Source organism: Pseudoalteromonas sp. S1727, from assembly GCF_005886375.1.
Lineage (GTDB): Bacteria > Pseudomonadota > Gammaproteobacteria > Enterobacterales > Alteromonadaceae > Pseudoalteromonas > Pseudoalteromonas haloplanktis.
Window position 1 is genome coordinate 13,093 of sequence record NZ_PNDT01000027.1, and the last position, 11,807, is coordinate 24,899.

The 11,807-nt window shown below is 40.8% G+C and carries 9 protein-coding genes; 1 reads left to right on the forward strand and 8 read right to left on the reverse strand.

The annotated features are described in order from the left end of the window. Nucleotides 1–7 precede the first annotated feature (7 nt). Complete coding sequence (locus CWB85_RS08430; RefSeq protein WP_016708167.1) at nt 8–1,276, reverse strand: outer membrane protein transport protein; 1,269 nt, start codon at nt 1,274–1,276, stop codon at nt 8–10. A 290-nt stretch (nt 1,277–1,566) separates the two neighbouring features. Between CWB85_RS08430 and CWB85_RS08435 the strand changes: the two genes are divergently transcribed. Next, the gene (locus CWB85_RS08435) at nt 1,567–1,908 is read left to right on the forward strand and encodes a hypothetical protein (protein ID WP_016708168.1); all 342 of its coding nucleotides are present in this window, start codon (nt 1,567–1,569) and stop codon (nt 1,906–1,908) included. Here the strand turns inward: CWB85_RS08435 and CWB85_RS08440 are convergent. The 7 genes from CWB85_RS08440 to parE all read right to left on the reverse strand — a co-directional run bounded on the left by CWB85_RS08440 (nt 1,868) and on the right by parE (nt 11,802). Next, the gene (locus CWB85_RS08440; protein ID WP_138554626.1) at nt 1,868–3,085 is read right to left on the reverse strand and encodes a cyclic di-GMP phosphodiesterase; all 1,218 of its coding nucleotides are present in this window, start codon (nt 3,083–3,085) and stop codon (nt 1,868–1,870) included. The genes CWB85_RS08435 and CWB85_RS08440 overlap by 41 nt on opposite strands. Before the next feature lie 286 nt (nt 3,086–3,371). Further along, nucleotides 3,372–3,707, reverse strand: a complete 336-nt coding sequence (gene rraB / locus CWB85_RS08445) for a ribonuclease E inhibitor RraB (RefSeq protein ID WP_016708170.1) — start codon at nt 3,705–3,707, stop codon at nt 3,372–3,374. Further along, the gene (locus CWB85_RS08450) at nt 3,707–4,420 is read right to left on the reverse strand and encodes a 1-acylglycerol-3-phosphate O-acyltransferase (protein WP_138554627.1); all 714 of its coding nucleotides are present in this window, start codon (nt 4,418–4,420) and stop codon (nt 3,707–3,709) included. Before CWB85_RS08450 ends, rraB begins: the two co-directional genes overlap by 1 nt. Before the next feature lie 159 nt (nt 4,421–4,579). After that, nucleotides 4,580–6,868 (reverse strand): DNA topoisomerase IV subunit A, encoded by a 2,289-nt coding sequence (gene parC, locus CWB85_RS08455; protein ID WP_138554628.1) that lies wholly within the window; start codon nt 6,866–6,868, stop codon nt 4,580–4,582. A 10-nt stretch (nt 6,869–6,878) separates the two neighbouring features. After that, nucleotides 6,879–7,973: a PQQ-dependent sugar dehydrogenase gene (locus CWB85_RS08460; protein ID WP_016708173.1), complete on the reverse strand. Its 1,095-nt coding sequence runs from the start codon at nt 7,971–7,973 to the stop codon at nt 6,879–6,881. Next, on the reverse strand, nt 7,966–9,894 hold the full coding sequence (locus CWB85_RS08465) for a GGDEF domain-containing protein (RefSeq protein ID WP_138554629.1): 1,929 nt from the start codon (nt 9,892–9,894) through the stop codon (nt 7,966–7,968). Before CWB85_RS08465 ends, CWB85_RS08460 begins: the two co-directional genes overlap by 8 nt. Nucleotides 9,895–9,912: 18 nt before the next feature. Then, nucleotides 9,913–11,802 carry a DNA topoisomerase IV subunit B gene (parE, locus tag CWB85_RS08470; RefSeq protein WP_016708175.1) on the reverse strand — a complete coding sequence of 630 codons (1,890 nt, stop codon included), beginning with the start codon at nt 11,800–11,802 and terminating at the stop codon, nt 9,913–9,915. Nucleotides 11,803–11,807: the final 5 nt, after the last annotated feature.

Consider the following 11,807-nt stretch of genomic DNA (forward strand, 5'->3'; position numbering starts at 1 on the left):
TCAAATATTAAAACGTGTAGTTATACTGTGCACCAAATAAGTACGCATGGCCTTTTGATTCAAAGCCCCACTGCTGCCCTAATTTATCTGATTCAGTAAACTTTTGTGTTTTACCACGTAAAATACTCATACCAATATCTAAGTTTGCTTGCTCACTCATCGTGTAATTAACACCAAACGAGTACCAAAAACGGTCTGTGTCAGGAATAGAAATCGACATATGGTTTTTATCAGCTGGTGATTCATCATACGCAAGACCTGCACGTAGTAGCACAGCATCGTTATACTGATAATCACCACCGATTGAATAACGCATTGCGTTAGAGAAGTTCTCTTCTTTGTCAAATACCGGCTCTTCTAAGCCTGGTACGTAAGCTTCCAGCCTTTCAAAGCTATCCCAACCGGTCCACATTACACTGTAGTGTAAACCTGTTTTCTCATCTAACTGATGTGAACCAGAAAACTCAGCAATTGCTGGTAAAGTAATTTCAACGCTACCCGGTACACTTGCACCAGCTAAACCATTAAAAGGTGCTGATGCTGGTAATTGGTTAGAATATTCACCGTCAAATGTAATGTCTGTTTCACTGCGATAATTAAAACCGAAGCGGCTGTTCTCATCTAGTTGGTACGTAGCACCTACATTCCAACCAAAGCCAGTATCATCACCTTCTAAGTGAGCGCCTTCAGTTTGTGCTGGCACACCAAATGGATTAGCACCAAAGTTACGTACAATTTTCGCGTCTGCGTAAATATAGTTTAAACCAAGACCTACGCTAAATTGCTCGTTAATTTTATATGAGCCACTCACATTCATATTTACAGTAACGATCTCAGTTTCACCAGCAAGTTGACCTGCCGGGTAATCGGCATCAAACTCGGTCGCTAAGCCAAAGTTCGAAAACGCACCAAAACCAACGGCAAATTTATCATCAATAGGCATTACAAAGTAACCGGCTGGAACAAACGCAGCCGGTGCAATGCTACTATCATTTAATTCATTTGGGTTAACTGATGCATTGCTCGCAGAAGTACCACGTAGGCTAACATCAGGAACAACTGCAACGCCTGCAACGCTTAATTGCTGCTCTTTAAATACAGACATTAATGCTGGGTTACGAGCTACGACTGAAGCATCATCGGCTACGGCAGCTTCACCGGCATAAGCACGGCCAAGTCCTGAAGCACTATGCTCAGCTAGTTGAAAAGCTGCTGCAAACGTATCTGCAGACATAACAGCAAGAGATGCTGCGATTAAAGTTTTTGTAAATTTCATTATGTTACCTTAACCAAACTATGCGCTTGGGTTCCCATGTGATGTATCTAATTATTAGGAGTAAGTTACTTCAAAACCTTAGCACATTACCTTATTTTTTAATAAAAAACTGTAACAATTCGTTAAAAAACACCTTTTAAACAAGTTTTTAACAGCAGGATAACACCCTTTTAAAACACATCGGACAAGATGCAGCATTAACTGCAATTGCTATTAATTATCATTTAGGTTGACTTGATTCTAATCGCTAATTAGACTGTTCAACAAGAGTCAGTAAAAGGAGTAAAGCTGTGGAAATAGCATTAATTATTGCTGCATTAGCTTTTTCTGGGGCGAGTGTGTATTGCTTTTGCAAAGCGAACTTTTGTGCCTGCACAAGAGCTGGGCAATGCGACAATCCTGTTAATCATTATTGGTTAGGCGCGATTATTTTCGCCTTGATAGCATTATTGTTTTGCTGTGGAGCCCTGCATACTGAAAAGGGAACTTTATTATGGCTATTATTAATGGTCAGTTGCTTCAGCGGTGCTCTTTTATCAGCAAAGCAGTCAGCTAAAAAGCGCTGTGATCAATCAAAAATTAAAAAATCGCTTAAACCAGCAGATGCTCTTTTAACAAACGAGCCAAATTAAGCTGGTAGTCTAACGGCTTAATACTCGCGAGGATTTTTAAATCATGTTCAGGTGAAGTTAAATCAACATCTTTTGCAGTAATATGATGGCTGTGTTTAGCGTTATAGAAAATTTTCACTTTAGGCTGAATTGGATTCTGGTGATTCCCTTCAGTGACTAAAGCCAAGCGTTCATTAGTTAACTTAACAATAGTCCCTACCGGATGCACGCCTAAACACTTAATAAACCGTTGTACTAACTCCCCATCAAACATTTGTTTATTTGCCAATAAATAACGCAGTGCGTTAATTGGCTCATCGCCTATTTGATGCGGCCTATCTGCGGTCATCGCATCGTACACATCTACAATCGCCATTATTCGTGCTGGCCGACTAAGTTTATCACCTTGCAAACCTCGAGGGTAACCACTCCCATCAAGACGCTCATGATGATTAACAATCATATCAAGCATCAAAGGTGTAATGCCTTTCTCTCCTTTTACTAAGCCAAGACTTTGTGCAACATGCTTTTTAATCGCTTGCATCTCTAACTTGTTCACTTTTTCAGGCTTAGAGAAAATCCCTTGAGGTAATTTAGCTTGCCCTAAGTCATGCAACAATGCCCCCATAGCAAGCTCATGAACAATACTTTCTTTGTAACCTAAGTACTTAGCAAATACAGTGACAAAAATAGCGCAATTGGTCATGTGTCGCCAATTGTACATATGTTTATCTTTAAGACGCGTTAAAATGGTCATTGCATTGTGATTGCGAAATACCGATGCCACAATATCTTTGGCAATATCATCAAGCAACGTCATATTCATCTTTAAACCTGAAGTTACATCGCCATATAAGCTTTGCAAATTACGATTATGTTGCTCATAACTAACACTGGCTTTAGCAAACTCTTGTTCGACAGAGATAACCTTTTTGGCTTTTACTTTTTTAGCTTTTGCTACAGGCTCATTAGTCGTCGGAGTTTTTTGTTGGTACTTAGCGGGGATCCCTACGTCACTTTGAGTAAAGTCGATTAATAACTCTTGCACCCCCTCAGATATTAGTCGCTTTATAATTGACTTATCACGAACTAAACCTCGAGTTTTAATCTTGATACTATCAGCGCCCTCAAATTGCTTGCTGACACTGTCAACAAACATACCTGGTACGAGTTCAGAAATAGGGAGGGTAATGAGCATAAATAGCAATAAGTTACTTTTTCAATAATGGCTTTTTATTATCAACTATCCAGTATAAATGTCTATAACTAAAAGCAGGAACAATAATTAAGTATGAGGTAAACTTATATTTACTTGTCGGTAGTGTGGATTTGCATTTATTTGTGGATATTGCGAGTTGGCATTTACTTATGGGAGCGCGAGTTGGCGAGATTAGAAACCAAACACAAGGGTCAAGCTGTTTACCCTCGCGAGCTTTACTCTCGCTAACTTTACTCTCTCTAACGTTGCCCTCACCACTCGCTACTTATTCTTGAAAATACGTGCCCCAGCCGTCGTATTCTACATCGGTATCTACCGCCAGTTGGGCAAGTTTATCAACGTCTTCCATAATAACATCAACATCAAGCTCTGCTTCTACAACGATGTCAAATCCCCAAATTTTACTACCATCTTCAAGCTCTAGCTCGGCAGGTTCTTCAACATCATAACCAAGCTTAAACGCGGCTAATGCAGCTTGCTCAAGCTTTGCAAAGTCTTCACAGACAAAGTGGTGTTCAACTTCATATAAGATCTCTGGATCTGAGCCATCTTCTAATAACGAAGTTACAATGTCTTCACTTATTTCACGCCAATTTTCCATTACTTTTCTCTCACTTGAGCATCTAATTCAGTTATTCTAGCAGCCATTATAGAGTGAATACGTGTTGCGTGTTCACGTGCCCCAACCTTTTTATCAAGGGGCTGTGGCGCTAGCATGTCTATATAGATTGTACCATTGTCCCAGCGATTTAGCTTAATGGTTTTATCCGTTGTACTCATACATACAGGCACTACTGGCACATCGGCATTTAATGCAGTATGAAATGCCCCTGTTTTAAATGGCAATAAACCACGACCATAACTACGCGTTCCCTCAGGAAACATCCATACAGACAGGCCTTTTTGTTTAATTTTATCTGCTGATTTAGAAATAGTCCCAGCCGCTTTTGAGCGATTACCACGATCAATCAAAATGTTTCCCGATAGCCAGTAAAGCTGGCCAAAAAATGGGATCCATTTCAGGCTTTTTTTCCCTAAGCTTACACAGTTTTTTGGTACTGCGGCTGGTAACGTGAAAATGTCGTAGTTATTTTGATGGTTTGCAACGTACACTGCCGGACCGCAGTTTTGTGCATCAGGGTGACGTGTAATAACCAGTTTTACCCCAAGCATTTTAGCCATAGAGCCAAACCAACTAGCCAAAATATGTACATTATTTATATGAAAAGGCTTTACTAAACAAAGTATTAAACCAAATATACAGCTTAGTAAAATAAATAATGCCATGATCAAAATACGAATAATAGCTAACAAAGAAAACTCTCCAAAAATAATAACGCCGGCATTATAGCGTTATTTTAGTTGCTAAACGAGAGTTTAGCGCACACTTGTAAGCTTAAATTAATTTTCTTTTTAAAAACAAATGGCCTGCAAACGCAGGCCATTTAGTTTAATAACAATTAAGTCAAATTGTTACTCTGTTTCGGTGGACTCACTATCGTCAACAGTAATTAATTCAACCACAGCTTCATCAACTCGCTGTAAACCTCGCGGTAGCTTATTACCACGACGACCACGCTCACCATGATAATGCTCTAAGTCACTTGGTTTTAGGGTCAATTTACGTTTACCTGCGTGCAAGGTAACACTCGTTCCTTCTGGCACAACCGTCAACACTTTTACAAACTCTTCTCGCGCTTGCACTTTTGCGCTTGGAATCGAAATTATTTTGTTACCTTTACCTTTACCCAACTTTGGTAAGTCACGTAACGGGAACAGTAACATTCTACCTTCGTTCGAGATAGCCATACAGTAATCAGTGGCAACATCATTGACTCTAATTGGCGCCAATAACTGCCCCCCCTTAGGGACGCTTACCAAAGCTTTACCGTTTTTGTTTTTACTTACTAAATCAACAAAATCAGTGATAAAACCATAGCCTGCATCCGATGCCATTAGCAGCACTTGTTTATCATCAGCCATTACTACATGTTCAAAGTTCGCACCAACAGTGAGGTTAAACCGCCCTGTCATTGGTTCTCCTTGGCTTCGTGCCGACGGTAAACCATGTGCATCGGTGGCAAATGCGCGCCCTGCTGAATCTAAGAACACCGCGGGTTGATTACTCTTACCCCTAGCTGAGGCTTTATATGCATCACCAGCTCGATAACTCAGCCCTTCTACATCTAAATCATGGCCTTTACCTACTCGCGCCCAGCCTTTTTCCGATAGCACCACAGTTACAGATTCTGATGGGATCAAATCTTTTTCACTTAGTGCTTTTGCTTCTAGACGCTCTACAATTGGTGAACGGCGCTCATCGCCATACATCTCTGCGGCTTCTTGAATTTCTTTTTTTAGCAACGTCGACATACGACGTTCTGAGCCTAAAATCAGCTGTAATTTGTCACGCTCTTTCGCTAGTTCATCTTGCTCACCACGAATTTTAAACTCTTCGAGTTTTGCTAAATGACGCAGTTTCAATTCAAGTATTGCTTCTGCTTGAATATCAGTAATACCAAAGCGCTCCATTAACACCGGCTTGGGCTTATCTTCAGAGCGAATAATTTCTATAACTTCATCAATATTTAAAAAGGCAGCGAGTAAACCTTCTAAAATATGCAAACGAGCCAATACTTTATCTAAGCGATACTGCAAACGGCGGCGCACAGTTTCACGACGGAACACCAGCCACTCAGTTAAAATTGTTCGTAAATCCTTTACCTGCGGACGGCCATCAAGACCCAGCATATTAATATTAACGCGGTAATTTTTTTCCAAATCTGTCGTTGCAAATAAATGGGCCATTAACGGCTCCACTTTAATACGATTAGAGCGAGGAATAATCACTATGCGAGTTGGGTTTTCGTGATCTGACTCATCTCGTAAATCAGCCACCATAGGCAGCTTTTTCGCATTCATTTGTGCTGCAATTTGCTCAAGCACTTTGCCACCAGAACACTGATGCGGTAATGCAGTGATCACGATATCACCGTGTTCTTCTGTGTAAATAGCCCGCATTTTTATCGAACCACGACCAGTTTGATAAATTTTACGAATATCAGCTTTTGACGTAATAATTTCTGCTTCAGTTGGATAATCAGGTGCTTGCACATGCTCAAGCAATTGGTCCAACTCAGCTTTTGGGTTATCTAACAATTCACAACAGGCGCTAGCCACTTCACGCACGTTATGTGGCGGAATGTCTGTTGCCATACCTACGGCAATCCCCGTAATACCATTAAGTAAAATATGCGGTAAGCGTGCAGGCAGGACTTTAGGCTCATCCATAGTGCCATCAAAATTAGGCGTCCAATCAACGGTGCCTTGGCCAAGCTCTTTCAACAGTACTTCGGAAAACTTAGATAAACGTGCCTCGGTATAACGCATTGCAGCGAATGATTTAGGATCATCTGCCGCGCCCCAGTTACCTTGTCCATCTACAAGTGGATAACGATATGAAAATGGTTGCGCCATTAACACCATCGCTTCATAACAGGCGCTATCTCCATGTGGGTGATATTTACCTAATACGTCACCAACTGTGCGCGCAGATTTTTTATATTTCGCTGCCGCTGATAAACCCAGCTCACTCATCGCATAAATAATCCGGCGCTGTACGGGTTTTAAGCCATCGCCAATATGCGGCAATGCCCTGTCCATGATCACATACATGGAGTAGTTCAAATAGGCGTCCTCGGTAAAACGCCCCATTGTTTGTTGTTCAATTCCTTGCATTAGCAAAGTATCTGTATCACTCATCAAAGCCTACCTAATTTTTTTTATAGCTTACACGGTAGATCACATTGGCATAATCATCGGAGATCAATAAGCTGCCATCGGCAAGTTCTGCAAAAGCAACTGGACGACCCAATGTTTCTTCGTTTTTCATAAAGCCCGTAATAAACGGCGTATATTTTATCACACGTCCTTGCTCAATGGTGGCAACTGCCACTTTATATCCGGATTTTTTACTGCGGTTCCACGACCCGTGCTCAGCAACAAATAGCTGCTGTTTATAATTAGCCGGAAATTGCTTTCCGTTATAAAAATGAATACCTAGAGGTGCAACATGTGCACCTAACGCTAACGCTGGAGCACTGTAATCTGCAATACTTTTGCCTTTGCCAAACTCAGGATCTAAAATTGCACCTGCGTGCACGTATGGGAAACCAAAGTGCTCACCTTCGCTCGTTAAACGGTTTAACTCATCTGGAGGCAAATCATCCCCCATCATATCTCGACCATTATCGCTAAACCACATAACCTGTGTACTTGGGTGGAAATCAAAACCGACAGAATTACGAACACCTTGCGCAAGCGTGGTCATTTGTTTGGTACTGACATCCAACGAAAAGATTCGTCCAAACCGCTCATCTTCGCCGCAAATATTACAAGGTACCCCAACTGGGATGATCAATTCGCCAGTAGGTGAAAAACGTAAAAATTTCCAACCATGATGGCGCTCAGTTGGCAACGCATCGTATACCACTTCATAGCTTGGCGCTTTTAATTGTGTATCGATATTTTTAAAGCGAATAATCCGATGTACTTCACCTACATATAAATCACCATCTTTAATTGCTAAGCCAGATGGCATGGTTAAACCGCTGGCTACTAAGATTTGTTTATCAGCAATTCCATCGCTATTGTGATCAATCAATGCATACACATTGCCCGCTTTTCGCGAGCCAACATACACTATGCCTTTTTTTGACACAGCAAGCTGCCGAGCGTTTTCTACATCACTGGCAAATATATTTATTGTAAAACCATCCGGAACACTGAGTTCTTGAATAATTTCTTTTGCTGCTAAGGGCGTGCTTAGCAACCCTACTGCTAGTAGAGATATTAGTAATTTATTCATCGGTTTCTACCCTATTTCGACCACGCTCTTTTGCAGTATAGAGCGCTTTATCTGCGTTTTTTAATAAATCTTTACATGAGTTTAGATGCACACCTTTTTGCGCGACACCAAAACTTGCAGTCATTCTAAGCACATGTTCGCCATAATTAATCTGTGTTTTTTCTATATCACTTTTAATTCGATAAGCGATTTCTACCGCTTCCACACGCGATGTATTACTTAACACCACTAAGAACTCCTCTCCACCAATACGTCCTAAAACATCATTGTCGCGAATAGCGCGTTGCGAAATCTCAGTAATCGCTTTTAATACATGATCCCCAGCTGGATGACCAAACTCATCATTGATAGTCTTAAAGTGATCTAAGTCAAAAATGATCAAACAAAAATTATGATTATCTTTTTTCAGCTGTAGCCACTGTAACTCAGCAAGATCCATGATTTTGCGTCGATTTGCCACACCGGTTAAAAAGTCAGTATTTGCCAATAAACTGAACTTACGTTTTAATCGGTATTGTCGCCACGAAAACAGTAACAAGAGTAAAAACAACAATAACACACTAAACATAATGGTATTTTGTAGTGCTTGCTGTTGTTTAATTTCTAGTAAAGCAAACTCATTAAGCTCTTTATCTTTTTTAAGCAATTGCTTTTCAAGTTCAACTTGTTTGGTATCAAATTGGACTTTATGACGTGAGCGCGACAACTCACGTACTTTATTATAATGCTGATCATTTAACGCTATGAAATCTTGTTGATACTTATAAGCCAGTTGATAATCATTTTGTTGTACGGCCAGCTTTGTTTGTAACCGTGCCAGCTTTAATAACGACGTTATACTATTTTCTATTGGTATTTGTTCAGACATCAACTGCGCTTTTGCTAACGTTTGCGCGGCTTGCTCAGTTAAATTTTGTGCAAGCTCGACAGCAGCTTGAATGTATAAGTGATTGGCAATGTTAGCGACATCTTCAAGCTTATCGAAAAACTGGTTACTGAGTGCAAGGTAATGACTAGCACGCGTTATATCTTGTTCAAATAAATACGCTTCGGCCAATATTATATAACCGTAGTACACTAAGTTTTCATTTGCTACTTTGTGGGCCATTGCGAGCATTGTTTGGCTACTATCAATTGCCTCTTGGCTACACTCCATCTTTAAATATACTTTAGCTAAATGAAAGTACGACACTAAACTATCAAACACTAAATCATTCTCTAGGAAATAAGCTAACGCCTTGTGCTGCATTTGCAGTGCTTTATCGTAATCAAATAAATACTCATACGATTTTGCCATGGTCGATTCTATGTAGGCTAAATCAAGTAAATCTCCGCTGCGCTTAATAATCTCATAGCTTTTATAAAAATAGTCTAATGCTTTAATATCATCATGATTATAAACATAAAAACTCGCTAACGCGCCGTATACTTTACTTCTTAACTTATCATTACCAAGTAGATCGACTTGCTGCTCAGCGGTCTTTAAAATCGCTAACGACTTATCAGCTTGACCCGAGTAACTATGGATAGTGGATTTTATTAAGTAGTAATTGATCAACGACTCATTACTTAATACTGCCAATTCATTGGCAAGTTGTTTTTCCAACTCTATGGCTTTAGTCAACTCACCCAATAATAAGTAATTTTCAGCTAAATCAAGTTGTAACTCACTGCGTTGTAAGGGCGTTAAGCGAGTGTGCTGTTGGGTTAATACTAATTCTAAAAACTCAGTAGCTTGACCTGGATCTTGAACACTTTTCTCATGTGCAAGGTCGCGTTGTGTCGCCAACCATTGCGCATCTAAAGCCGGTTGCTGCGCTGCGTTTGACGCAGCGCAATATAAATACAAGTACGCAAATATGCTGAGTAATAAAACACGTATGTGTAAATAGCTAAAACAGCTTCCTTGTTGACCTTGCATATTTACACCCTGGCTTAATTACACTTGAGCACGATTTCCATGGTCTTCTAACCATTGACGACGATCTGATGAACGTTTTTTCGCAAGCAGCATATCCATCATTTCCATGGTTTCCACTTCATCTTCTAAAGTAAGTTGTACTAAGCGGCGAGTATTAGGGTCCATGGTTGTTTCACGCAATTGTAGTGGGTTCATTTCACCCAAGCCTTTAAAGCGCTGTACATTCACTTTGCCACGTTTTTTCTCAGCTTCGATACGAGCTAAAATGCCTGACTTTTCATCTTCATCCAAGGCGTAATAAACGTCTTTACCAATATCGATTCTAAACAATGGCGGCATCGCAACAAACACATGCCCCGCTTTTACTAAGGTAGGAAAATGACGCACAAAAAGCGCACATAATAAGGTGGCAATATGTAGCCCATCGGAATCAGCATCCGCTAAAATACAGATTTTATTGTATCGTAAAGAAGAAATATCTGCGGAATCTGGATCAATCCCTAATGCAACTGAAATATCGTGTACTTCTTGTGATGCTAAAATCTGCCCTGATTCAACTTCCCACGTGTTCAAAATTTTACCACGTAGCGGCATAATAGCCTGAAATTCACGGTCACGCGCTTGTTTTGCTGAGCCGCCTGCTGAGTCACCTTCGACTAAAAATAATTCGGTGCGATCATTATCAGCGGCACTACAATCGGTTAATTTACCAGGTAATGCGGGGCCTGCTGTAACACGTTTACGCACCACCTTTTTAGCAGCACGTAAACGTTTTTGAGCATTTGAGATACACAGCTCAGAAAGCAGCTCTGCAGTATCAGTATGTTCGTTCAGCCACAAGCTAAATGAGTCTTTAACCACCCCTGATACAAATGCAGAACACGAACGAGATGAGAGTTTTTCTTTGGTTTGGCCAGCAAATTGTGGATCTTGCATTTTAACTGATAAGACATAGCTACAGCGCTCCCAAATATCATCGGGGGTCAACTTTACGCCGCGCGGTAAGAGGTTTCTAAATTCACAAAACTCACGCATCGCTTCAAGTAAACCTTGGCGCAAACCATTCACATGGGTGCCGCCTTGCGCTGTAGGTATTAAATTAACATAGCTTTCAGCAATTGATTCGCCGCCTTCTGGCAACCAAACAACGGCCCAATCAGCCCCTTCAGTTGAGCTTGAGAATTCGCCTGTAAATGGGTCTTGTGGTAAAACCTCGTATCCTTTAACGGCCTCGTTTAAGTAATCTTTTAAACCCGTTTCATAGTACCACTCTTGCGTTTCTTTGGTTTGCTTGTTAGTAAACTTAATACGCAAACCCGGGCACAATACAGCCTTAGCCTTAAGCAAGTGATGTAGCTTGAGTAATGAGAAGTTAGCGGAATCAAAATAGCTGGCATCCGGCCAAAAACGCACTGTGGTACCGGTGTTACGCTTACCAACAGTACCAATGACATGTAAGTCTTCAACTTTATCGCCATTTTCAAACGCCATCATGTATTGCTGTGCATCACGACGCACAACCACTTCAACTCGGGTCGAGAGCGCATTTACTACAGAAATACCGACACCGTGTAAACCACCAGAAAATTGGTAATTCTTATTGGAAAACTTACCACCGGCATGCAATTTAGTGAAAATTAGTTCAACCCCAGGGATACCTTCTTCTGGGTGAATATCAATAGGCATACCACGGCCGTCATCGCTGACCTCTAGTGAATTATCTTCGTGTAAAATAACATCAATTTTAGTGGCATGGCCGGCCATTGCTTCATCGACACTGTTATCAATAACCTCTTGTCCCAAGTGATTAGGACGGGTAGTGTCGGTGTACATGCCAGGACGGCGTTTAACAGGTTCTAACCCATTTAATACTTCAATGGCTTCGGCGTTATAATTTTGCTGACTCATAGTTT

Coding starts and splice junctions, on each gene's coding strand:
- rraB (WP_016708170.1), bottom strand. CDS start 3,707: ATGGAAAATTGGCGTGAAATAAGTGAAGACATTGTAACTTCGTTATTA.
- parE (WP_016708175.1), bottom strand. CDS start 11,802: ATGAGTCAGCAAAATTATAACGCCGAAGCCATTGAAGTATTAAATGGG.
- CWB85_RS08460 (WP_016708173.1), bottom strand. CDS start 7,973: ATGAATAAATTACTAATATCTCTACTAGCAGTAGGGTTGCTAAGCACG.
- CWB85_RS08465 (WP_138554629.1), bottom strand. CDS start 9,894: ATGCAAGGTCAACAAGGAAGCTGTTTTAGCTATTTACACATACGTGTT.
- parC (WP_138554628.1), bottom strand. CDS start 6,868: ATGAGTGATACAGATACTTTGCTAATGCAAGGAATTGAACAACAAACA.
- CWB85_RS08430 (WP_016708167.1), bottom strand. CDS start 1,276: ATGAAATTTACAAAAACTTTAATCGCAGCATCTCTTGCTGTTATGTCT.
- CWB85_RS08440 (WP_138554626.1), bottom strand. CDS start 3,085: ATGCTCATTACCCTCCCTATTTCTGAACTCGTACCAGGTATGTTTGTT.